The sequence below is a fragment of the Pedobacter sp. FW305-3-2-15-E-R2A2 genome (assembly GCF_038446955.1).
Classification (GTDB): Bacteria; Bacteroidota; Bacteroidia; order Sphingobacteriales; family Sphingobacteriaceae; genus Pedobacter.
This window is the reverse complement of record NZ_CP151803.1, coordinates 6,716,499-6,739,550: the sequence shown is the minus strand read 5'-3', so window position 1 is coordinate 6,739,550 and position 23,052 is coordinate 6,716,499. Positions and strand designations below refer to the sequence as shown.

At 39.5% G+C, this 23,052-nt stretch carries 22 protein-coding genes; 19 read left to right on the top strand and 3 right to left on the bottom strand.

Going from position 1 to position 23,052, the window contains the following annotated elements; translation table 11 throughout:
- Positions 1–67: 67 nt before the first annotated feature.
- From AAFF35_RS27395 to AAFF35_RS27305, 19 genes are all read left to right on the top strand, one after another.
- Positions 68–1,312: a cytochrome c oxidase subunit II gene (locus AAFF35_RS27395; protein WP_342329651.1), complete on the top strand. Its 1,245-nt coding sequence runs from the start codon at positions 68–70 to the stop codon at positions 1,310–1,312.
- Between the two features lie 20 nt (positions 1,313–1,332).
- Positions 1,333–3,219 (top strand): cbb3-type cytochrome c oxidase subunit I, encoded by a 1,887-nt coding sequence (locus AAFF35_RS27390; protein WP_342329650.1) that lies wholly within the window; start codon positions 1,333–1,335, stop codon positions 3,217–3,219.
- An 85-nt stretch (positions 3,220–3,304) separates the two neighbouring features.
- Positions 3,305–4,363: a COX15/CtaA family protein gene (locus AAFF35_RS27385; RefSeq protein WP_342329649.1), complete on the top strand. Its 1,059-nt coding sequence runs from the start codon at positions 3,305–3,307 to the stop codon at positions 4,361–4,363.
- A gap of 17 nt (positions 4,364–4,380) precedes the next feature.
- Positions 4,381–5,256, top strand: a complete 876-nt coding sequence (gene cyoE, locus AAFF35_RS27380; protein ID WP_342329648.1) for a heme o synthase — start codon at positions 4,381–4,383, stop codon at positions 5,254–5,256.
- A gap of 10 nt (positions 5,257–5,266) precedes the next feature.
- Positions 5,267–5,857 carry a cytochrome c oxidase subunit 3 gene (locus AAFF35_RS27375; RefSeq protein WP_342329647.1) on the top strand — a complete coding sequence of 197 codons (591 nt, stop codon included), beginning with the start codon at positions 5,267–5,269 and terminating at the stop codon, positions 5,855–5,857.
- Positions 5,858–5,887: 30 nt separating this feature from the next.
- Complete coding sequence (locus tag AAFF35_RS27370; protein ID WP_342329646.1) at positions 5,888–6,595, top strand: cytochrome c oxidase subunit 3; 708 nt, start codon at positions 5,888–5,890, stop codon at positions 6,593–6,595.
- A gap of 19 nt (positions 6,596–6,614) precedes the next feature.
- Positions 6,615–6,965, top strand: coding sequence for a cytochrome C oxidase subunit IV family protein (locus tag AAFF35_RS27365; protein WP_083252017.1), 351 nt, complete (start codon positions 6,615–6,617; stop codon positions 6,963–6,965).
- Positions 6,965–7,672, top strand: a complete 708-nt coding sequence (locus AAFF35_RS27360; RefSeq protein WP_342329645.1) for an SCO family protein — start codon at positions 6,965–6,967, stop codon at positions 7,670–7,672. The genes AAFF35_RS27365 and AAFF35_RS27360 overlap by 1 nt, the downstream gene beginning before the upstream one ends.
- A 24-nt stretch (positions 7,673–7,696) precedes the next feature.
- Positions 7,697–8,263, top strand: a complete 567-nt coding sequence (locus AAFF35_RS27355; protein WP_342329644.1) for a DUF420 domain-containing protein — start codon at positions 7,697–7,699, stop codon at positions 8,261–8,263.
- 191 nt (positions 8,264–8,454) lie between these two features.
- Positions 8,455–9,072: an RNA polymerase sigma-70 factor gene (locus AAFF35_RS27350; protein WP_342329643.1), complete on the top strand. Its 618-nt coding sequence runs from the start codon at positions 8,455–8,457 to the stop codon at positions 9,070–9,072.
- A 103-nt stretch (positions 9,073–9,175) separates the two neighbouring features.
- Positions 9,176–10,141 (top strand): FecR domain-containing protein, encoded by a 966-nt coding sequence (locus tag AAFF35_RS27345; protein ID WP_342329642.1) that lies wholly within the window; start codon positions 9,176–9,178, stop codon positions 10,139–10,141.
- 30 nt (positions 10,142–10,171) lie between these two features.
- Positions 10,172–13,780 carry a SusC/RagA family TonB-linked outer membrane protein gene (locus AAFF35_RS27340; RefSeq protein WP_342329641.1) on the top strand — a complete coding sequence of 1,203 codons (3,609 nt, stop codon included), beginning with the start codon at positions 10,172–10,174 and terminating at the stop codon, positions 13,778–13,780.
- A gap of 44 nt (positions 13,781–13,824) precedes the next feature.
- On the top strand, positions 13,825–15,273 hold the full coding sequence (locus tag AAFF35_RS27335; protein ID WP_342329640.1) for a RagB/SusD family nutrient uptake outer membrane protein: 1,449 nt from the start codon (positions 13,825–13,827) through the stop codon (positions 15,271–15,273).
- A 21-nt stretch (positions 15,274–15,294) separates the two neighbouring features.
- Complete coding sequence (locus AAFF35_RS27330) at positions 15,295–16,689, top strand: putative zinc-binding metallopeptidase (RefSeq protein WP_342329639.1); 1,395 nt, start codon at positions 15,295–15,297, stop codon at positions 16,687–16,689.
- Positions 16,690–16,699: 10 nt separating this feature from the next.
- The gene (locus AAFF35_RS27325) at positions 16,700–18,010 is read left to right on the top strand and encodes a DUF4302 domain-containing protein (protein ID WP_342329638.1); all 1,311 of its coding nucleotides are present in this window, start codon (positions 16,700–16,702) and stop codon (positions 18,008–18,010) included.
- 123 nt (positions 18,011–18,133) lie between these two features.
- A complete protein-coding gene (locus AAFF35_RS27320; protein WP_342329637.1) occupies positions 18,134–18,394 on the top strand; it encodes a hypothetical protein in 261 nt (86 codons plus the stop codon).
- A gap of 44 nt (positions 18,395–18,438) precedes the next feature.
- Complete coding sequence (locus AAFF35_RS27315; protein ID WP_342329636.1) at positions 18,439–18,837, top strand: DUF983 domain-containing protein; 399 nt, start codon at positions 18,439–18,441, stop codon at positions 18,835–18,837.
- Complete coding sequence (locus AAFF35_RS27310; protein WP_342329635.1) at positions 18,834–19,496, top strand: DUF2461 domain-containing protein; 663 nt, start codon at positions 18,834–18,836, stop codon at positions 19,494–19,496. Before AAFF35_RS27315 ends, AAFF35_RS27310 begins: the two co-directional genes overlap by 4 nt.
- Before the next feature lie 5 nt (positions 19,497–19,501).
- Positions 19,502–20,344, top strand: a complete 843-nt coding sequence (locus AAFF35_RS27305) for a flagellar motor protein MotB (RefSeq protein WP_342333381.1) — start codon at positions 19,502–19,504, stop codon at positions 20,342–20,344.
- Here AAFF35_RS27305 and rfbC read toward each other — a convergent pair.
- The 3 genes from rfbC to AAFF35_RS27290 are packed head-to-tail and all read right to left on the bottom strand — an operon-like array spanning position 20,236 to position 23,052.
- Entirely contained in the window at positions 20,236–20,916 is a 681-nt protein-coding gene (gene rfbC, locus AAFF35_RS27300; protein WP_342329634.1) for a dTDP-4-dehydrorhamnose 3,5-epimerase, read from the bottom strand. The genes AAFF35_RS27305 and rfbC overlap by 109 nt on opposite strands.
- Positions 20,917–20,924: 8 nt before the next feature.
- Entirely contained in the window at positions 20,925–21,227 is a 303-nt protein-coding gene (locus AAFF35_RS27295) for a DUF4286 family protein (RefSeq protein ID WP_342329633.1), read from the bottom strand.
- A gap of 16 nt (positions 21,228–21,243) precedes the next feature.
- On the bottom strand, positions 21,244–23,052 hold the full coding sequence (locus tag AAFF35_RS27290; RefSeq protein ID WP_342329632.1) for a tetratricopeptide repeat protein: 1,809 nt from the start codon (positions 23,050–23,052) through the stop codon (positions 21,244–21,246).

Below are 23,052 nucleotides of genomic sequence, written 5' to 3'. Positions count from 1 at the left end.
AAGTGATCTTAATACAGTAAATAAAATAATAGTATAATAGAAGTACAGCGTTACTACTTTTAAGGAAATGAGTTTAAGAAAATTTATAAGTAACAAAACAATAGCGGCACTAGCAGTGATTCTAACTGCATTTGCAAGCACAAGCGCATTTGCACAAGCTGCCGGCGCTGCCGCTGAGACCGTCGCCAAACCTGTTGATATGGGTCCGGTTTATAAAACGGTTATATTTTATACCATGGCATTTCTATTGCTTTGCTTATTCATAGCAATCATTGGAAAAGCATTAAAGGTATATGAATTGACCCGTGAGGCTCAAGATAAACCGAAAGGCATCAACTGGAATGCAGTAAACGGAACGTTGTTCGCGTTATTCCTTATTGTAGGTTTGTACGGTGTATACTGGGAATATACGGTTCATGGAAAGATGATCCTTCCGGAAGCAGCATCAGAGCATGGTAAGAAAATTGACCAGATGTTTAACATCACGTTGATCATTACGACTATCGTGTTTATCGCGACGCACATCATCCTGTTTGCTTTTGCTTATTTCTATAAAAACACCGGAAAAAGAAAAGCGTATTACTATCCACATAATAATGCTTTAGAGCGTATCTGGACAATTGTTCCGGCATTGGTTCTAACCGTATTGGTATTGATGGGTTTCCTTACCTGGAGATCAATTTTCTACAAAATCGAAGATCCTAACAACAAGCCTTTAAGTATTGAGATCACTTCATCTCAGTTTTCATGGGCGATCCGTTATCCGGGAGCTGATGGGATTGTAGGGGTAAAAAACTACAAGTTGATCAACGGTGTTAACCAGTTGGGTATTGATTTTAAAGACAAAAACACTTTAGATGACCAGACTGCTGATGAGATGGTAATTCCTGTGAACAAACCTGTTCGTTTGATTTTAACGAGTAAAGATGTATTGCACAGTTTTTACATGCCTCACTTCAGAATTCAATTGAATACAGTACCGGGTATGACTTCTTACTTTGAGTTTACGCCAACCATCACTACTGAAGAGATGAAAGCGAAAACCAATGATCCTAAGTTTGCTTACCTATTCTTATGTGCTAAGATTTGTGGTGAAGGTCACTACAAAATGCAGAAAGAAGTAAGGGTTGTTTCACAGGCAGAGTATGAGGCTTGGGTTAAAAAACAGGGAACTTATTTAACTGACGATTTGAGAAAAGAGTTTGGCCTGCCAGTAACTGCAGCACCTGCACCAGTTGCAGCTAAGCCAGCAGATAGTGTAGCAAAAGATACTTCTGCCGTTAAAACAAATCAATTAGCTTTAAAAAAATAATAATACTGGAATAGCACATTATGTCAACTATATCATTACACGATACACATAACCACGATAGCCATGATGATCATGGGCATCACAAAGAGACCTTCTTAACGAAGTATGTCTTTAGTCAGGATCACAAAATGATCGCTAAGCAGTTCCTGATAACAGGTATTATTATGGCTGTTATTGCGATGGGCTTGTCTATCCTCTTCCGTTTGCAACTGGCATGGCCGGATACAAACTTCCCTATCCTGGAAACATTCCTTGGAACATGGGCAGAAGGCGGACGTATCAAACCGGATTTCTATCTGGCATTGGTAACGATACATGGTACCATCATGGTATTCTTTGTATTGACTGCCGGTCTGAGTGGTACATTCAGTAACTTATTAATTCCTCTTCAGATAGGGGCTAGGGATATGGCCTCGCCATTCCTGAACATGTTATCTTACTGGTTCTTCTTTGGAGCTTGTGTGGTGATGATGAGCTCTTTCTTTATTCAGACAGGTCCGGCAAGTGCGGGATGGACAGTATATCCTCCGTTATCTGCTTTACCAACTGCGATTAAAGGTTCTGCATTAGGTATGACTTTATGGTTGATCAGTATGATCATGTTTGTTGCTTCCTCATTAATGGGTGGTATCAACTATGTGAGTACCGTATTAAACATGCGTACTAAAGGAATGGACCTTTGGAAAATGCCATTGACGATCTGGGCGTTCTTTTTAACTGCGATCTTAGGTATCTTATCTTTCCCTGTACTTGTTGCGGGTGTGGTACTCTTGATCTTTGACCGTAGTTTCGGAACAAGTTTCTACCTTTCTGATATTGTTATGGGTACACAGGTATTGCCTAATGAAGGTGGTTCCCCAATCCTATGGCAACATTTATTCTGGTTCCTTGGTCACCCGGAGGTATATATTGTAATTATGCCAGCTTTGGGTATCTCTTCTGAGGTAATTTCAGTAAACTCAAGAAAACCTATCTTCGGTTACCATGCGATGATTTATTCATTGATCGGTATCACCGTGTTATCATTTATCGTTTGGGGTCACCACATGTTTGTGACGGGTATGAACCCGTTATTGGGTGGGGTATTTATGATCACCACATTGATTATTGCTGTTCCTTCAGCAGTTAAGACTTTCAACTATCTGGCTACCTTGTGGAGAGGTAATATCAAGTTTACGCCGGCAATGTTATTTGCTATCGGATTGGTATCTTTCTTCATCTCTGGTGGTTTGACCGGTATCTTCTTAGGTAATGCTTCCCTGGATATCAACTTACATGATACTTATTTCGTTGTTGCCCACTTCCACTTGGTAATGGGTTCTGCTGCGATCTTTGGTATGCTTGCAGGTGTATATCACTGGTATCCTAAAATGTTCGGTAGAATGATGAGCAGCAAATTGGGATACCTTCACTTCTGGTTGACTTTTATCTCTGCTTACCTGGTATTCTTCCCGCTTCACTTCTTAGGTTTAGATGGTGTACCTCGTCGTTACTATGCATTCACTGAGTTTGAGTTTATGCAGAAATGGTTAACAGTTAACGTATTTGTTACCTGGGCAGCTATTATCGGTGCATTGGCACAGGTAGCATTCTTATGGAACTTCTTCTATAACATTTTCAGAGGTAAAAAAGCTCCTCAGAATCCATGGGAGTCTAACACTTTAGAGTGGACTACACCGGTTGAACATTTACATGGTAACTGGCCAGGAGAAATCCCAACAGTATACCGTTGGCCATATGATTACAGTAAACCAGGTTCAGAAGCGGATTTTATTCCTCAGACTGTACCTTTCTCTCAGACCATGTCTTCAAACATGCCTCATGATTTTGAAGGTAACACTGAATCTGAGCGTATACAAAGAGAGTGGGAAGCTAAAAATGTTCCTGCAACAGAGAAGTTAGACTAATACATCGTATTCTAAAATACACAATGGGGTATCTGCAGTAGGTAAATACTTACAACAGATGCCCCATTTTTCTTAAACACATACCATGGTTCCTAAATCTGAAAAGAGATTTATCAGGCTAAACCTCATCACCATCATCGTCACCCTATTGCTGATTCTGGCAGGGGGAATCGTACGTAGTACGGGTTCAGGGATGGGCTGTCCGGATTGGCCGAAATGTTTCGATCAGTATGTTCCGCCAACTTCCGCATCGCAGCTACCTGCAAACTATAAGCAAAAGTATGTAGCGGAGCGGGTTGCGAAAAATGAACGTTTCGCAAAGACGCTGGAGAAAATGGGAAAAGCACACCTTGCAGACAGCATCAGACATGATGAGTCGATCTTAACACCTGAGACTTTTAACGTAGCCAAAACATGGACGGAATATTTAAACCGTTTGATGGGCGCGATTACCGGATTTCTATTGGTTGGTTTAGTGGTTTATGCTTTTGCTTATCGTAAAGCTGCCAAAAGAATTCTGGTATTGAGTATTCTGAATGTGATTATTGTAGGTTTCCAGGCTTGGTTGGGTTCTATCGTTGTATCGACAAACCTGATGCCCTGGATTGTAACGGTACACATGCTGCTCGCACTGGTGATTCTGGCAATTTTGGTGTATACCTATAATTATGCCCTGCAAATGCAGAAACAGGCGACGGTGATCATGTCGAATATTATTTGGCTAAAGGTATTGGTACTGGGATCTGTGGCTTTGAGTACCCTTCAAATTGTTTTGGGTACAGAGGTCAGGGAAGCGATTGATGCGATTTCAAAAGGAATGATGTACAATGACAGGGGCAGCTGGGTGAGTAAAGTAGGGGCGACCTTTTCTTATCACCGGGATGTGGCCGTATTGGTGCTGATCGTAAACCTGGTGATTTATAAGATCGTAAAAGACAAGTTTAATGGAAAAGCAACTGCTTTAAGAGTTGGTAATGCAATTGCCATAGTTTTGATCATCCAACTCCTAACAGGCTTATTATTGTCTAACTTTGCGCTGCCTCCATACGCTCAGGCATTACACATATTGTTCTCTACGGTATTATTTACCTTACAATATTATCTGTACCTGTTGGTGTACAGAACAGACACTTACAATCAGTAGTATTAATTATATATAAATTGAAACAGTTTTTAGCAGATTTCTCTAAGCTCATTAAATTCAGATTAACTTTTCTGGTTGTATTTTCCGCATCAGTTACTTTTTTAATAGGCTCTAAAGTACCGATTAACGGGGTAAGCCCGGATATTAACTGGATGAACTGGTTGATTTTAATTGTAGGTGGTTTTTTAGTAACCTCTGCGGCAAATTGCTTCAATGAGGTGATCGAAGTAGACCTGGATAAATTGATGACCAGAACTAAGGACCGTCCGATGCCTGCCGGACACATGACTACGGGACAAGGTTTAGTTTCCGGTCTTGTGATGGGAATGCTTGGTACCTGGTTACTTGGAAAACTAAATATAGAAACGGGTTTACTCTCTGTATTCTCGATCTTCTTATATGCATTTGCTTATACCCCGTTAAAACGTAAATCACCGATTGCAGCCATTGTTGGTGCAATTCCAGGTGCATTACCTCCACTAATCGGTTATGTAGCTGCACACGGGAAAATAGATCAGATTGCGGTAATTCTTTTTCTGATTCAGTTTGTATGGCAGTTGCCACATTTCTGGGCGATTGCATGGGTGCTGGATGATGATTATAAAAAGGCTGGGTTCCGACTTTTGCCGACTACAAAAAGAGATAAGACGAGTGCATTTATTACCTTTTTCAGTACGTTGGTATTGATTCCGGTAAGCTTAATGCCGACCTTTTACGGTTTTGGTGGATATTATATTGCAGGGGTGTCCCTCCTTGCCGGGCTCGTATTTGCGTGGCTGGCGTTTAAAATGTGGATGAATATGGACGTGGCAAGTGCCAGAAAGGTGATGTTTTGCTCTTTCTTTTACCTGCCAATCGTTCAGTTGGTTTTATTGTTTGATTTTATAGCTTAATAATTTAAATATGGTACATACGTTAAAAGAGCAGGATGTAAAATATGGTGAGGAGTTAAATACGAAGCCGAAGAAGTTTATTCTTTGGTTGTTTGTGGTTTCTTCGACGATCATGTTTGGGGGCTTTACGAGCTTTTACATCGTATTCGCAGCATCAAAAGGTAAAGGTCATGGATTGGTACTTCCAGACGCCTTTATGTACAGTTCATTAATCCTGATTGGCAGCAGCGTCTGTCTCTTCCTTGCGGCAAAAGCATTGAAAGCAGGAAATATCGGATCTCAGAAAATCCTGTTGTGGGGAACTATGGTTCTGGCCCTGGTTTTTGGTTACCTTCAGGTAGATGCCTGGAGTGCTTTATACCATACCGGAGCTACACTCGTGAATAACAACGCAGCAATATCTTTAATTTATATTGTTTCTGGATTTCACTTATTGCACATTTTTGGAGGACTTTGTTTTATCTTGAATTGTTTATTTGGTGCCTATGGTAAAATACCAGTGGCAAAAGCTAAATACAGGATGGAAATCGCCTCTATATTTTGGCATTTTATAGATATATTATGGATATATCTGTATGTTTTTTTACTTTTGAACAGTTAGATTTGTTAACAAACTATTACAATTTATAAAATGAATTCATTATCACAATTAGATCAGGTAAAAACTACTCCTTGGAGCGGCGGTCGCTCACCGTGGTCGGTAGAGTACGGTAAAATAATGATGTGGTTTTTCTTGCTTTCTGATGCATTCACATTCTCTTCATTATTGGTTTATTATGGAGCTCAACGTTTCACTAAATTAACCTGGCCAGATCCGGATTTGGTATTTCAATCTATTCCGGGAGTTATGGACCATGGTGCGCCATTAGTGTTCGTAGGTATCATGACTTTTATTTTGATCATGAGCTCTGTGACGATGGTACTTGCAGTGGAAGCGGGACACAGACGTTCGAAGAAAGAGGTCATCTGGTGGATGGTTGCAACAATCGTTGGTGGATTCATGTTCCTTGGTTGTCAGGCTTTAGAGTGGACACACTTATTCCACGAAGGATTCGGTTGGGGAAAAATTCCTCCAATGGAGACATTAAAGCACTTGTTTACAGGTGAGGTTTCTACCGTTTCTGCACAACAGTTTTCAAACCTGTTCTTTACGATTACCGGATTTCACGGATTTCACGTATTTAGTGGGGTAATTATCAATATCATCATCCTATGTATGACCATTAATGGTACGTTCGAAAAACGCGGACATTACCTGATGGTGGAGAAAGTTGGTTTATACTGGCACTTCGTAGACCTTGTATGGGTATTTGTATTTACATTCTTCTATTTAGTTTAATCATTCAATAAAAAATATTATGTCAGAGCACGCACATACAGAAGAGCATGGACACGGCGAACATGCAGGCTTAACCAAGAAAAAAATATGGCAGGTATTTGGTATCCTTTTGCTGATCACAGTAATTGAGTTTATCATTGCCCTTGTGATATTGCCAAAAGGCTTAATGAGCCATGGTGTTGGTAATTTCTTATACATCGCACTTACTTTATTAAAAGCATTTTATATTGTAGCTTATTTCATGCACTTGAAGTATGAGAAACTGGGTTTACAATTGTCATTAACTGTCTCGTTTATTTTTATTCTTTACTTTATAACATTAATGCTGATTGAAGGCGGTTACCTGCATCTTCACATGCCCCTTGTTTAATGAAGAGTTCACAAATAAAAAAAATATTAATCCTGGTCACCATTTTAGCGGTACCAGGATTTTTGTATTATTTGCTACAGGATAAAGGTAAAAACCGTTATAAGCCATTGCCTTTTTTTGGCCCTAAGGAAGTGGCAAAGACCTTTCATTCGGTTCGTGGGAAAAAGATTCCGGATACGATTTATCACTTGGTGCCTGATTTTAAATTAGTCAACCAACAGGCAGATACTGTCAACTGGAAAAGCTATGAAGGAAAGATCCTGGTCCTGAACCTGTTTTATACTACAGGAAATACCTATGCTGTTAATTTTGCGAATAAAGCCATGAAAGCTTTTGAAGCGACTTATGCGCATAACAAAACGGTTAATTTTGTTGGTTTAAGCATTGATCCTTCCAGAGATACACCTAAAGTATTGGCTGATTACGCAGCTGTTTTAGGTGCTAAGGCGGGTAAATGGGACCTGTTGACCGGTGATAGCACCACAATTTATGGTCTGATTAACAAAGGATTGTTTATTGACGCGCACCGGGAGTTACAGAACGGAGAACAGAAGTTTGTATATAGCAATATGTTTGTATTGCTGGATCCTCAGCGTCGCATCCGTGGATATTATGAAGCAACCAGTCAGGAAGCTTTATCTAAACTGGACGACGAGATCAAGGTTTTGATCACTGAAGAATTAAGAAATAATAAAGACGGGAGGTAAATCCTCCCATAATACCTGAATAAGATGAATGATAAGTTTTTTTTACGTTTAGTATGGATCGTTACAGCTGTGGTGCTGACTGTTGTTATTGCGCTGAAATTAGTACCACCACCGACCACTAAACCATCTTTCATTTATCTTTTACCTCATATTATCGGTGGTATCAATGCCACTTGTTCTGTGTTACTGATCATCTCTTTGGTCTTTATCAGAAAAGGGAATATTAAAGCCCATAAAATCACGAACATCATCACCTTTATCCTTTCAGCTATCTTTTTGGTTTTTTATATCTTGTTTCATCTATATGAAAAGGATACGAAGTTTGGCGATATTGACCATAACGGCATCTTATCTGTAGCAGAGCTTGCTGCAGTGGGAAGCACAAGATATGTCTATTTCTTCATTTTGGCTACGCATATCATCCTTGCTGTGGTTGTTTTACCTTTGATCCTGGTAAGCTTTTACAGGGGCTTAAACATGCAGGTAGCGCTTCATAAAAAGATCGTTCGCTGGTCTTATCCTGTTTGGTTGTATGTAGCGGTTACGGGGGTTGTGGTTTACTTAATGATTTCTCCTTACTATAATTTCTAATTAGATAGTTACTTTATTTAGGCTGATTTTTTTATTTTTCTGGAAAAATGCTGCCGGAATAGTGGACTTATCCCATTTAAGTTAATAATATTTTATTTTTTCAGCAATAATTCCTTCTTAAATCATATTTTAGAGCTATTAACGTAATAATTTCGATTTTGTTCAAATTATTCTAATTGGTTAGGAGTGTGATGAGTGTCAGCAAATCGATAGATGTAATTTCAGGGAGTGATCTACTCTTACTTATTGAGGATAACAATAAGGATGCATTCACTGACTTTTATTCTCATAATTTCAGGAAATTAATTTTGGTTTCGGATAAGTATGTTCAGAGCATTCCCGCCGCCGAAGAAATCGTACAGGATGTTTTTTTGAAGATTTGGGAGGAGAAGGAATTGCTATCGGAGATCAAATCTATTAAAGCTTATCTCTATCGTAGTGTGGTAAACGCTTCTATCAATTTTATAAACCGTCAAAAGAATATTGAGAAACATCACCTAAAAATTGCAGATCACATTACTCCTGATGATGCGGAGCGTCATGATGAAGAGAACGAGTTGATTGTATTGCTATACAACGAAATTGAGTTGCTTCCAGAGAAGTGCCAGCAGGTTTTTAAGCTCAGTAGGATGGACGGCCTGAAATACCGGGACATCGCTTCACAGCTAAACATTTCTGAAAAAACGGTAGAGAATCATATGGGGAATGCACTCAAGATTCTGAGAAGCCGCGTTTCTAAAGCCGCGGAAAATAGTCCTGTCAGGAAGAAATTCAAGTATTTCTACCTTCTTGCCATGTATTTATACTAAGGCATTCGTCCCTCAGGGGATATTTAATAAATATTATTTTTTTAATCATATATGACTAGGGGTTTTTAGTCACCCGTTTGTCTTATATACAAACCTAACCGAATTGCAAGACAAACTAACCTTTCAGGATATGATCCTGAAACATTTCAACGAACCAGAAAATGAGATTTTAGCGGCAGAGGTAAACCATTTGAGAACCTTGTCTGAGGAGAATGAAGTTTATTTTCAGCAGACCAAAAGAATATGGGATAATGCTGCCGAAACAAAACGTCTGCAGGGTCTTGATGTTCAAAAATCGGTACGTAATTTCAGGTTACGCCTCGATGAGGCTACTTATGTGGAACCTAGACGAATCTTTAGCTGGAGCAAAGTTGCAGCTGCCGCAGTTCTCGTGCTGACCGTTGGTTTCTGGATTTATAGCGAAAAAACTGCGGTAAATTATATTGTTAAAAGGACGAGTACTGAAATTGATTCCGTGTTGCTGGATGATGGATCAAAGATTTTCCTGGCTGCGAACAGTGCAGTGAGTTACCCTGAAGAATTTTCTAATGAAGAGCGTCCCGTAACCCTCGAAAAAGGTAAAGCTTTCTTTTTGGTGAGTAAAGATTCAAAAAGACCTTTTGAAGTGACGATAGGTCATTCTGTTGTTAAAGTTTTAGGAACTTCCTTTAACATCAATTATTCTGCAACGAATATAGACCTGTCGGTAAGTACAGGAAAGGTAATGTTCAGTCCTAATCAAAAAAGCAAACCTTCTATTCTACAAGCCGGCGAGGGAATCAGTTATCAATATGTTGACAATACGATACTCGGGTTGAAGAACAGTAATGATGCAGCCTGGTTTACTAAAGAGCTGAAGTTTGTGGATATGCCGCTTGATGAAGTTTGCGAGCAGTTAAGCGATTATTACGGGGTTCGGATTGTGCTGTATGACAAGAAGCTCACCATCAAAAAATTCAACGCTAATTTTAAAAATACCAGTCTGGATGAAGCATTAACCGCGCTGAAAGAGACTTATTCAATACATATAAAAAAGGATGGTAATGCCATCATCATTAAGAGCTTATAATCAACTTTAAAACCAATCAACAATTAATTTATGGAGAAAAACTACCAAAGAAAATTGCGGAGATTGAAGTATGGCCTTGGGGCTATGTTATTCTTCACGTTCTTTTGTTTTTCATTTGCCAAGGCTGATGAACTGCAAGGAAGCGCAATTAAGACAGAGAGATTAGATAACTATCTAAAGACAATAGAAAACGCTTATCAGGTGAGTTTCGTTTACGATGCAGCTCAAATCAATAAAGAAATGAGTATTGATGTTCCTGTAAAATTGGTTTCTATAAGAACAGATCTGGAACCACTGAAAGTAAAAGGAATCAATTACAATATCGTTGGAAAACAGGTAATCTTAAAAAAACTTATTGAGTCCAAAGCCAGCAGAGATGTCGTTGTAAAGGGATCTGTACGGGCAGCTAAGGATAATGAATTGTTACCGGGAGTTAGTGTCCGTGAAAAAGGAGTTTCTAATGGTGTTTCGACAAATGGAAACGGAGAATACCAGATCAGGGTGAAAGATGGTGCAACGATCGTATTTACTGCTATAGGTTATAAAACAGTTGAAATTGCTGTTGGAACCAGGACAAGTATAGATGTAAGTCTGGAAGAGGACATCAGCCAGTTGAAAGAGGTAACGATTTCGACAGGATATCAGAATATCAATAAAAAGTTATTTACCGGAGCGGCAACCAGTTTAAAAGGATCAGACATTAAGCAGGAAGGTATAACCGATGTGAGTCGTATGCTGGAAGGTCGCGCAGCCGGTGTTTCTGTTCAGAACGTTTCTGGTACATTTGGTGCAGCACCTAAAATCAGGGTTCGTGGGGCAACTTCCATTACTGGTGAGAATAAGCCATTATGGGTTGTTGATGGAGTTATTCTTGAAGATGTTGTAAATGTTTCAAATGAGCAATTGTCGTCAGGAGATGTAACGACATTAATCGGATCTTCTGTTGCGGGTATTAATGCGGATGATATTGAGAGTTTTAATATTTTGAAAGATGCAGCTGCAACTGCTCAATATGGAGCAAGAGCAATGAATGGTGTGGTTGTTATTACGACTAAAAAAGGACGTATCGGAAAACCATTGATCTCTTATACCGGTAACTTTTCTACCTATTTGAAGCCGACTTATAATGACTATAACATTATGAATTCAGCAGATCAGATGTCTGTGTATTCTGAGATGGCACGTAAAGGATGGTTAAACCATAGTCTTGCCTCACGCAGAGCAGATGGTGGTGTATTCACTAAAATGTATCAATTGATCAATACTTATGATGCGACTTCAAATCAGTTTGGACTGGCAAATACTCCGGAAGCGAGAAATGGCTTTCTAACGCGTTACGCTCAAGCAAATACGGATTGGTTTGATACCTTGTTTAAGAATTCATTTTTGCAGGAACACTCTCTAAGTGTGTCTTCAGGTACTGAAAAATCACAGTTATATTTTTCTGCCAGTTATTTGAATGATAATGGTTGGGCTAGAGGGAATAGCGTAGAGCGTTATACTGCTAATATGAATGCGAACTTTATCTTATCGGATAAACTTTCTGTGAATTTCATTACTACAGGATCCATCAGAGATCAGAAAGCACCGGGAACGGTTGGTCGTGTGAGTAATCCTGTAGAAGGCAAGTATTCACGTGATTTTGACATCAATCCTTTCAGTTATGCCCTGAATACCAGTAGAACACTTACTGCGTTTGATGAGAATGGAAAAAGAGAGAACTTTACAAGGAATTTTGCAGATTTCAATATCCTTAATGAGCTTGACAACAATACTTTAGATCTAAGTTTGCTTGATTTTAAACTTCAGGGAGGTTTGGGCTACAAGTTTAACAAACATTTTAAATATGATTTTCTTGCTTCGATGCGTTACGTGAAAAGTGGCAATGAGCATAAAGTAAGAGAAAATTCGAATATGGCTAATGCCTATCGTGCGAATGGCGATTCTTATATTCAGGACAATAACCGCTTCCTTTTCCGTGATCCGGAGCATCCTGAATTGCAGCCGATTGTTGTATTGCCATATGGTGGTTTTTACAACACTACGGACGACTTCCTGAAAGCTTATATGGTAAGAAACTCTCTGGAGTATAACAATACCATTAACGACGATCACCTGATTAACGTGTACGCTTTCCAGGAAATGAGAATGGCAAATCGTCAGTTTAGAAGTAATATCGGTTATGGCTACCAATTTGATAAAGGAGGGGTTCCTTTCCTTGATCCTAACATCATCAAACAAGCAACTTTAAATAACCTGCCGTACTATACCATGGGTCATAAATATGACCGTTTTGCGGCATTCATGGCAAGAGCTGCTTATTCTTACAAAGGAAAATATTCATTCAATGCTACAGGTAGATATGATGGTTCCAATCAATTGGGTACTTCTGCTACCGCGAGATGGCTGCCAACCTGGAACGTTTCAGGAGCATGGAATGTGGATACTGAAGACTTCATGAAAGCTCAGCAGACGATCAGCCGTTTAACTTTACGTGCAACTTATGGTCTTACTGCCAGTTTGGGTAGTGCAACAAACTCTGCTTTGGTACTTAAAAATGGAGCTGCATTGCGCCCGTATAGTAATGAGACAGAGTCTACGATGAATATCGATTATATTGAGAATCGCGACCTTACCTGGGAAAAACAATACGAAACGAATATCGGAGTTGACTTTGGCTTTTTTAAGGATGTGCTGAGTCTGACTGTAGATTTATACAAAAGAAATGGTTTCGACCTGATCAGTCCATTGAGAACTTCTGGTATTGGCGGGCAGTTTTTAACGACTGCGAATTATGCGGATATGAGAACTAAAGGTATCGAGTTTACCTTGTCTGGAAAGATTGTGGATACCAAAGACTGGGGATGGAGAAGTAACCTGAATTTTGGTTATAATGATAATAAAGTAACCAGCTTAAAAAGTCCACAGAATATTTTTCAGTTGATCGGTGCCGATGGTGGACCTCAGGAAGGATTCCCGTACCGTGGTTTGTATTCACTCGAATTTACTGGTTTGAATCATGATACCGGAGTTCCGGAATTTATTAACGAAAAAGGAGAAAGAAGCAATAAAGTATACCTTCAGAGTGATGTAACGAAATACCTTAAATATGAAGGTCCTACTGATCCGAAATTAACCGGAGGCTTCTTTAACCAGGTTCGTTATAAAGGATTTACATTATCTTCTTTATTCACGTTTTCTGCCGGAAACAAGATCAGGCTAAATCCTGCATTCTCTACTTCTTATTCGGATCTTGATGCGCATCCTAACGAATTTAAAGACCGTTGGACTTTGCCAGGTGATGAGACCAGAACTAATATTCCTGGTATACCTGATGTATCTACGGTACTCGGTTTTCCAGGTATTTTTCCGTACGACAGTTATAACTATTCTTCTGCAAGGGTTGCGGATGGTGGATTCATTCGTCTAAAGCAATTATCGCTGACTTATGCTTTACCCGCTAAAATGTTAAAAAGCATCGGTGCCAATAACGCTTCACTGGGTGTTGTGGCAAATAATTTCTGGCTGATCTATTCAGACAAAAAACTAAAAGGACAAGATCCTGAGTTCTTTGCTTCTGGTGGTGTGGCCTTACCGATTCCTAAGCAATATACCCTTTCTTTAAAAGTTGGTTTCTAATTTAACCCAGAATGAAAATGAAAAAGATTAATCAAATTATATATATGTCAGTTCTTGCAACGGTAGCATTATCCGGTTGTAAGAAGTTCCTGGAGCACCAGCCAGATGACAGATCAGAATTAAATACACCAGTAAAAGTTGCAGAATTGTTGGCTAATGCTTATCCACATGGTAATTATATTCCTTTTGCTGAAGCGATGAGTGATAATGCCGGTGATAAAGGTAACAGGTCGGGTAATGCAATTGACATCACGAATGAATCGCCATGGAAGTATGAAGATCAGGTGGATGCACAGCTGGCAGATACTCCTCCTTACTATTGGAATGCTTGCTATAAAGCGATCTCTGCTGCAAATTATGCTTTAGAAGCAATCGAAAAAGGAGGAAATACAGAAGCCTATATGGCGAGTAAAGGTGAAGCATTGGTTGCGAGGGCTTATTCTCATTTTATGTTGGTTACCTTCTTCTCTAAAGCTTATGATCCTGCGACTGCAGCTTCGGATCCTGGAATTCCTTACGTGACTACTCCTCAGAAAACAGTAGAAGGAAGCTACCGTCGTGGTACTGTTGCCGAGGTGTATGCGCAAATTGAGAAAGATCTGGAGGAGGGAATTCCTTTGATCAGAAACAATACTTACCGTGTGCCTAAATACCATTTTACCACTCAGGCCGCACATGCGTTTGCTACTCGTTTCTACCTGTTTAAAAAAGATTACCTAAAAGTAGTGGATCATGCCAATGCTGTATTTCCGGGAACTACCGTTGCCGCCAGCCTAAGACCTTGGAATACCACTTATAATGCTTTGGGATATTACGAGTTACAGGCATTGTATACCAATTCTTCTGAACCTGCAAATCTATTGATTCAGGAGTCTGCAACGAGTTGGGGAACCAGCTATGCGGAGTACAATTATTCTTTAAGTTCAGAAGTTCAGAAAATTTTTAATCCGGCAAATAATCCGATAAAAAGAGCGCTGGCAATCAGTTCAAAAGTATTTGGTGGCACAGAATTTTTCTTGAACATTCCTAAATTTAGAAATCATATCGTAAAGGAAACGATCAATGCTTCCTTTGGAGAATTTTATAACATGATCCCCTTGCTGACCGCTGAAGAAGTATTGTTTAACCGTGCTGAAGCAAACGTTATGTTGGGAGATAACGCTGCAGCGGTGAACGATATGGATGCTTATCTGTCGAAACGTATTGTAAATTACAGTGCGACGGCGATGAAATTCACAGAAGCGAAAGCAATGGCATTTTTTCCGGGCATGGATGTTAAAGATGCCTTGGTTGGATCTATCCTGAACTTTAAACGTCAGGAATATATGCATGAAGGAATTCGCTGGTTTGATATCATCCGTCTCAAAATACCGATAACGCATCCTTATATCAGTGGAGGAGAAGTGATCACTCTTGGTGCAAACGATCCAAGAAGGGTAATTCAATTGCCACAGGAAGCGATTGCTTTAGGTTTAGAGAAAAACGCCCGTTAATCATTTTAATTAGATATGATCATGAAAAAGAATTTTGGAAAGATAATGGTTCTTGGGGTTGCATTGGCGGTTTTGGCCTCATGTAGCAAAAAAGACGATTTAAGTACTCCTCTGGTAGGATTAGGAGGAGATACCTGGGCTAAAGGGCCTTTGGATGAATGGTTAAGTACCAATTATACCACACCTTATAACATAGAAGTAAAATACAAATGGGACAGGTCAGAACTGGGAGAGATTGAAAAGGACGTAGTTCCGGTGAAAGAGGATAAGGTGATTCCCGTAATGGACGCGATCAAGAAAGTATGGATCGAGCCTTATGTTGCGGTTAAAGGAGAAGCATTTTTTAAGAAATATGCTCAAAAGCAGTTCTTCCTTGTGGGAAGTCCTTCTTATAACAGCAATGGAACGATGACTTTAGGGACTGCTGAAGGTGGTAGAAAAATCGTATTGATGGTTCTGAATCAGTTTGACATTAAGAACAAGCCTGAAGTACGTAGAATGCTACATACCATTCATCATGAGTTTGGCCACATCTTGAATCAGAACATTGCTGTGACCTCTGATTATCAGAGAATCACTCCTGGTGATTATACGGCTACCTGGTTTAATTTTGACGATGCGGAGGCTCAGGCACTTGGATTTATTACCAGTTACTCAAGATCTAATAAAGATGATGATTTTGTGGAAATGCTGGCAAGTATGCTGGTTGACGGACAGGCAAGAATGAACGATGTGGTGAATAACCAGTTCATTATGGCAGGTAATTTTATTAAGAGAGATGGAAAAGGATTATACGAGCGAAACAATGACTCCAGATCTAAACTAACCAGGAAACAAGCGATTGTAATTTCTTATTTAAAAGATGCTTATGGTATCGAGTTGTCACAATTGCAAGCAAAAACTCAGGAAGCGATAGAGAAGCTTTATCCAACACCGGATCTGACGAGTGTAGTTGCATTTGATAAAGAGTTGAATTCCATCAATATTAATCCACAGAAACTGACCGGACTTTCTCCGAAGTTCCTGACTGCTTTTAATGCCGGAAACACAGGGTTGTTAAATATGGGATATTACCTGGATAACATTTCTCTTACGCTTATTGCGCCAGATAAAATTGTACTTAGCGTGAATCTAATGGATCCAACGGCAGCATTAGGCCAAGGGTATTTAGGGAATTTCTTATTTGATGCGACTACAGTTGGCGGAGTAACTACTTTGAGCAATCCTGTTGCAATGAATGGGAATGCAACTTTTATACAAGCAGCAGTGATCCCTTTACTTGCGTATTTTAACAATCAAAAGTTCAATATTCGTTGGGTAGATGATATCGTTCCTCAATCTAAAAATCTTTATGGAGGATTTGTGAAGACTACTGATGCGACTTCTTACTTATTTGGCACATTGCAATCTTTTTAACATGAACACAATGAAAAATCTTTTATTATATTTTCTTCTGCTGACTACAGTTTTTGTGTCCTGCAGGAAGGATGATACAAAGCCTATTATGGGCAATGTTGATGAACGTTTAAATGAAACACTTACGGCTTATCAGACTCAATTGGCCGGTGCTGCCTATGGTTGGAAAGCAGTAGTATTTCCAAGTAAAGGTTACGGTTTTGGTCATTTCTTTAAATTTGATGATAAAAACAGAGTAACGATGTACTCTGATTTTAACCTGGAAGGACAAACCAAAAGTCTGGAAAGCAGCTATCGTCTGAAGGCCCTGCAGCAACCTACTTTATTGTTTGATACCTATTCTTATTTGCATATCCTTCAAGACCCAACTCCTTCTTTAAGTGAAGGAGGGGAGCTGGGACAAGGTTGGTATGCCGATTTTGAATTTAAGTTCGTTTCAGCTACTACCGACACGATAAAACTTACAGGTCTATATAACCAAAGCCCATTGGTATTGGTTCGTGCAAGTAAAGAGGATTACGACTCTTATAATGCAAAAGGCCTGGAGGTAATGGATGAGGCTACTCAGGAATACGTCTCTCAACCCACTTTTAAATACCTTGATTTAGGTGATGGAAAACAGATTCAGTGCAATATAGATCCAAATACAAAAAGCTTTGTAATGATTTATAAAGACAACAGTAATTCGATTGTTGCTCCTATTACCCAATTCGGATATATGAACAGCAGTTTATTTCTAAAGGAATATGTTTCTTTTAATGGCGTGGCGTTTAATGAATTGTTCTGGGATAATGTTAAGGAATCTTTTTATGTTAAGGTCGGAGGAAAAAGATACGATTTCCAAAATTCCGCTACCGCTCCGTTTAACCTGAATTCTTTATTGGGTGTAAGTTTTAATACCCTTGATATTGATACTTCTGTACCATTGGAAGGTGCAAGTCCTGATTTTATGCTAAAGGTGGATTCCTTTAAAGCACTGTGTGAAGCTGCATATGGTTTAACATTAACCAATATGACTTTCAAATTCAAACCTGTAAATAACACGATGATCTTAGACTGTATTGTGTTGCAGGAAGGAAGGGCATTTATTGCTACTTTCCCGTTCAGCTATACAAAGGATGCCAACAATGTCTATAAATTTCAGCAGATCCCTGCAGGAAATAATGGAAATGCAGGTTTACTGGTTTCTTTTATAAAACCAATATTTGATGTTTTAAATGCAGATAAATTCACCTTAGATTATTTCAATGTAAGGCTGGGACAGTTTAAAAGCATTGAGAGACCAGGGTTTTATTTCTCAGGTAATTTAATAAAGAACTAATATTTTTTGGCGCTCCCCCCCTTAATTGAGGCCGGCAGACTTAGGTTTTCCGGCTTTTTTTATGTGATATTTTTTACAATACCAAGTCGCTGATCTCTAATCTTCTTTCCTTATATTTGCAGGATGAAAAAGATAGCTTTTGTCTTCCTTTTTATGGTGGTATTGGTTACTTCCAATATGCCATCTGCCAGTGCGCAATGCGCCATGTGTACTGTTAGTGCTGAGCAAAGTGTTAAAAATGGAAATACACAAGGAAAGGGCCTTAATACCGGCATTATCTACCTTCTGGCCATCCCTTATCTGTTAATTACGGGGATGGGGATTTTATGGTATGTAAAGTTCCGTAAGAAAAATACAGACCAGGTATTTAATATCTCGGAATAAGTTTCAATTCACCCTTCCTGCTTCTTTGCGGGTTTTTGATAGATATGCAAAAAACATCTAAGTTGTATACACTTGTGCATGGGAAATGCCCACAATGCCGCAGGGGCGATATCTTTACCGGAAGTCTCTATGGGTTTAACCTGCAGCGCACAAATACAGTTTGTAGTCATTGTGCATTTCGCTTTGAGATTGAACCGGGTTATTTTTATGCAGCAATGTATGTTAGCTATGCGATGAATTGTGCAGAGATGATCTCACTCGGTGTTGCCGCTTATATCTTATCAGGAGGTTGGCTGGAATTTGAATCTTTTTGGTTATACATCACCGTCATTTTTTCGGGATGTTTAATTTTGGCTCCATTTAACTATCGCTATTCCCGTGTGATTTTATTACATTGGCTAACACCAAAAGTTAAGTATAACGCCTATTACGATAAGCCATGATTAAACCAGAAACACTCGTTTTTATAACCGACGTCGCTCAAAATAATACCCGCGAATGGTTTGCGGAAAATAAAGCCAGATACGAAACGGCAAAGGAAGATGTATTGGCTTTTGTGGATCAGCTAATTCCTAAACTTGCTGCTGTGGACCCCGAATTTTCTATAGACACACCAGCAAAAAAATGTTTACTTCGCATTTACAGAGACGTACGGTTTAGCAAGAACAAAGACCCTTACAAGAACAATTACGGAATTTCCTTTAATGTGAAGGGAAAAGGAATTCCTGATCCAGGATATTACCTTCATATCCAGCCCGGACAATGTTTTTTTGGTGCAGGCTTCTGGATGCCCGAAGCTCCGGTCCTTAAAAAGATCAGGGAAGAAATTGATTACAATACTTCTGAATTTCTGGACATCATCAATGCTAAAAGCTTCAAAAATACGTTTACACTGAGTCAGGATGATAAACTGAAAAACGCCCCTAAAGGATATGAAGTCGATCATCCTCAGATAGAACTTTTAAAATTGAAAAGCTTTATTGCCGTTTATCCTTTGAAAGATGAAGATTTTCTGAAAGCCGGAATCGTTGATCAATTGAAAATTGCTTTTGAAAGTGTCTATCCCTTTATATTATTTTTGAGAAATGCCGTAGCGCAATAGTTATGATGAAAAAAACCGCTTTATTTTTATTTGCCGGATTACTGGCAACCGCTTTCAGTGCCTGTGTAGTTTTGTCTCCCAAAAAGTATAAAGCTTTACTGGCTAAACAGGATTCGCTGAGTTCCGGCCTGGAGCAGGCACACCTTAAAGGAGAATACCTGGAAGGGCTGATTGCAAGATTGAAAAAGGACACGACAGGTTTAAGCGCGACTTTAAACGACCTGAGAGGAAAGTATTCTGAAATGGATGGAAACTATGCCAAGCTAAAGGATAATAGCTCTACGGAGATTAGTAAGCTTTCCCAGGACCTTAAAAAGAGGGAGCAACGATTAAAAGAAGTAGAAGAGGTATTGCGTAAGCGGGATGAGGCCACCAATCAGTTGAAGGAAAAGCTACAGCAAGCCTTACTGGGTTTTACCAAGAGTGGTTTGACCGTAGAAATAAAAAATGGAAAAGTATATGTATCTCTTATGGATAAGCTGTTGTTTCCTTCCGGTAGTATTATTATCGATGAAAAAGGAAAGCTGGCACTTGCCCAGTTAGCAGGTGTTTTGAAGGAACAACCTGAAATCAATATTGCGGTAGAAGGACATACAGATTCACAGAAGATCACCAACCTTGGGCAGATTAAAGACAATTGGGACCTGAGTGTATTGCGTTCGACTTCAGTAGTTCGGTACCTGACAGAGGTGAGCAAAGTAGAAGGCGTACGTATGACCGCAACGGGTAAAGGTGAATTTCAGCCTCTGGCGCCAAATACCGGAGCTGATGGCAGAAGCAAAAACAGGAGAATAGAAATTGTACTTTCTCCTAAACTGGATGAACTGTACAATTTGATCAAACAATAATTTACTATTATAACGTATAAAAAAGGACTGTTGAAGTCTTTAAAAGCGGGAAGTATCTGATCCTTATCAGAAAGAATAAACTCATTTTCAGAAATAACTTTATTCCATTGAATGTTCAGGTCCGCATCGTTCCAGATCACCCCGATTTCTGAGTCTTTATCGTAGTAGTTGCTTACTTTATAGGTAAAAATGGTTTCATCTTCCAGGGTTAGAAAACCATGTACAAATCCTGGTGGAACCCAAAGCTGTCTGTGGTTCTCTCCGCTAAGTTCAATATCGTAGTGATTGCCATAGGTAGGAGATCCTTTTCTGATATCGACTACTACGTCCATCACTTTCCCCTGGATCACTCTGACCAGTTTACCCTGATCAAAAGGGGCTTTTTGAGCATGTAAGCCACGTAAGGCTCCTTTCTGAGAAAAAGATTGATTGTCCTGAACAAAGTTGACATTGATGCCTGCCTCTGCCAGTGTTTTCGCATTGAAACTTTCGTAAAAATAGCCACGGTTGTCTTTCCACACTTTAGGTTCTATGATCAGTAGACCTTCAATGGGTGTTTTTGTTATATTCATATTAGGGATTAGATTACATATTCCATCAGTGTGCGAAAAGAAACTGCTTGATTTTCAAAGTTCGCTGCTGTTTCAGCCTGGAGGGCTGGGGCATGATTGGCCTGATAATCCAGGTAATCGGCCATATTGTCTACTACATATTGAGCACAGTAAGTAACCCCTTCATTTGGAGAATCCAGTACCTTAAGTAAACGTTGAGAAACAAATTTCCCTGTGGACATTACTGCCGGAATGTGAGACTCCTGCATCCACTGCAACCAGCGGTCGGCAGAGGCATCTTCAATTATTGAAGTAACATTGTATAATAACATGAGGCAAAGATAGGAACTATGTACCAATAATATCTCCACGAAGTTTCCTAAAACGTTTACGTGCTTCAGTGGTATACATGCTGCCTGGATAATCGTTGATCAGCTTCTGGTACAATACCTTTGCCTGCTCATTGTCTTTTAGATTAGTCTCATAAAGTCCGGCAAGCGTAAACAAAGCGTCATCTGCCCATATGCTCGTCTGTTGCTTCTCCGTCAGCTCCTTCAACACAGTAATCGCCTGACTGATTTCATTATTTTTGATGAAGATCTTTGATTTTGCCATCAGGATGTCATCCTGCAGACTATTGTTTGGAAAGGCGATGGGAATACTGTCCAGTTTTACCATGGCTTTCGCCGGAAGATTTCTGAACTGAAGCATTTCTGCATCGGCATACATTTTTAAAGCGCTACTGTCTGTACTCGATTGAAGATTGTCTGAAATCAGAAGGCTCAGATTCAGAGCATCATTGGCAATCAGTTGTGACGTTGAGGCCTTCAGGATGTCTGCCTGTGATTTTGCATAAGTAAAGTTGCCCTGGTAAAAGGAGAGTCTTGCCGAGCGGTATCTGGCCTCATTTCCGATGGCCTGATTTTCAAATTGTTTGGCTACCTGTTCATAGAGCAGGATGGCTTCCCAGGGTTGTTGTGTTAAAATGTAGATGTCTCCCAGGTCAAGCTTTAGCTGTCCGGTTTCTGCATTGGGAAGACCAGGGATTTTAAGTGCTTCTTCCAATCCCTTTTCGGCCTTTTCAAGATCGTTCAGATAATAAGCCTGCAGATTTACCCATTTTTTTAACGCGAAAACCGTTTGCGGCGTTTTGCCATATTCATCCAGGATGGATTGGTAAGCTGCTGCCAGTTCCGTAATGGAATTTTTCTCAAACTTTCCAGTAATTACCAATTGGTATTTAGCATTGACGAGCTCCACCTTTGCCGGTAGATAATATTCATTTTCTTTTCCTTTTAATAGCAGGTATTCATAAGCTTTGATGGCTACCGGATAAGCCTGGTTGCTCAGGAAAGTATTGGCAGCCTGATAAAGAATTGCGCCATCGTCTTTAATCCGTTTGTCCTGTGCAATCAGTTGCCTCAGGGCCATTTCATATTCCTGTTGCTGCAGGTATTGCCAGATTAATAATTTGGTATAGATTTCCGTTTGTGGTTCCTTTTGAATCTTTTTTAGCAATGCAGACTGTAAAAGCTGGTAATCGGAATTGTCTTCAAAGACGGTAGACAATACGCTTTCTGCCTGGGGAAGTAGTTGAGGCATTTCAGGAAGTGCATTCAGGTATTCCTGAATCAGCATGTTTTTGTCTTTTTTATAGCGGTAAATACTCAGCAACTCAAAGGTGAAAGGCTTAGTGTCATTCATGAGCTTTCTTCCCTGTAAAAAGGTAGTGATGGCCAGGTCATAGGCCTGGAAGTTATAAAAATTATTGGCCAGCTCCCGGATCTTATACTCTTCGGCAGGAAGGTTATTAATGGCTTGAAGGTATTGCTTATTGGCTTCATCTATCTGTCCTTTTTCCTGATAAAAACGACCAAGGGCGATGCTATATGCTGGTTTTTTCGGATGCTGTCTGATCAGTTTTTTTACCAGTTTCTCTGCTTCCTCAAATTTCTTAATCTTTAACAACGAAGTGAAATATAGTTCAAAGTACGTATCACTGTTTGTTTTATTAAAGAGCTTTTCCAGTAATATGGAAGCTTCCTGAAACTGTCCCTGCTGATAATACTGATAAGCAAGTGCATCGTCTACACTCTCCTGAGCAGAAGAATACAAAACAGAGAGGCAAAAGGAAATGAATAAAATTAATTTTTTCAT

Coding starts and splice junctions, on each gene's coding strand:
- AAFF35_RS27295 (WP_342329633.1), bottom strand. CDS start 21,227: ATGTTATTATACAATGTTACTTCAATAATTGAAGATGCCTCTGCCGAC.
- AAFF35_RS27305 (WP_342333381.1), top strand. CDS start 19,502: ATGAAAAAAACCGCTTTATTTTTATTTGCCGGATTACTGGCAACCGCT.
- AAFF35_RS27375 (WP_342329647.1), top strand. CDS start 5,267: ATGGTACATACGTTAAAAGAGCAGGATGTAAAATATGGTGAGGAGTTA.
- AAFF35_RS27335 (WP_342329640.1), top strand. CDS start 13,825: ATGTCAGTTCTTGCAACGGTAGCATTATCCGGTTGTAAGAAGTTCCTG.
- AAFF35_RS27370 (WP_342329646.1), top strand. CDS start 5,888: ATGAATTCATTATCACAATTAGATCAGGTAAAAACTACTCCTTGGAGC.
- AAFF35_RS27360 (WP_342329645.1), top strand. CDS start 6,965: ATGAAGAGTTCACAAATAAAAAAAATATTAATCCTGGTCACCATTTTA.
- AAFF35_RS27350 (WP_342329643.1), top strand. CDS start 8,455: ATGAGTGTCAGCAAATCGATAGATGTAATTTCAGGGAGTGATCTACTC.
- AAFF35_RS27325 (WP_342329638.1), top strand. CDS start 16,700: ATGAAAAATCTTTTATTATATTTTCTTCTGCTGACTACAGTTTTTGTG.
- AAFF35_RS27385 (WP_342329649.1), top strand. CDS start 3,305: ATGGTTCCTAAATCTGAAAAGAGATTTATCAGGCTAAACCTCATCACC.
- AAFF35_RS27390 (WP_342329650.1), top strand. CDS start 1,333: ATGTCAACTATATCATTACACGATACACATAACCACGATAGCCATGAT.
- AAFF35_RS27340 (WP_342329641.1), top strand. CDS start 10,172: ATGGAGAAAAACTACCAAAGAAAATTGCGGAGATTGAAGTATGGCCTT.
- AAFF35_RS27310 (WP_342329635.1), top strand. CDS start 18,834: ATGATTAAACCAGAAACACTCGTTTTTATAACCGACGTCGCTCAAAAT.
- AAFF35_RS27330 (WP_342329639.1), top strand. CDS start 15,295: ATGAAAAAGAATTTTGGAAAGATAATGGTTCTTGGGGTTGCATTGGCG.
- AAFF35_RS27290 (WP_342329632.1), bottom strand. CDS start 23,052: ATGAAAAAATTAATTTTATTCATTTCCTTTTGCCTCTCTGTTTTGTAT.
- rfbC (WP_342329634.1), bottom strand. CDS start 20,916: ATGAATATAACAAAAACACCCATTGAAGGTCTACTGATCATAGAACCT.
- AAFF35_RS27395 (WP_342329651.1), top strand. CDS start 68: ATGAGTTTAAGAAAATTTATAAGTAACAAAACAATAGCGGCACTAGCA.
- AAFF35_RS27365 (WP_083252017.1), top strand. CDS start 6,615: ATGTCAGAGCACGCACATACAGAAGAGCATGGACACGGCGAACATGCA.
- AAFF35_RS27315 (WP_342329636.1), top strand. CDS start 18,439: ATGCAAAAAACATCTAAGTTGTATACACTTGTGCATGGGAAATGCCCA.
- AAFF35_RS27355 (WP_342329644.1), top strand. CDS start 7,697: ATGAATGATAAGTTTTTTTTACGTTTAGTATGGATCGTTACAGCTGTG.
- AAFF35_RS27320 (WP_342329637.1), top strand. CDS start 18,134: ATGAAAAAGATAGCTTTTGTCTTCCTTTTTATGGTGGTATTGGTTACT.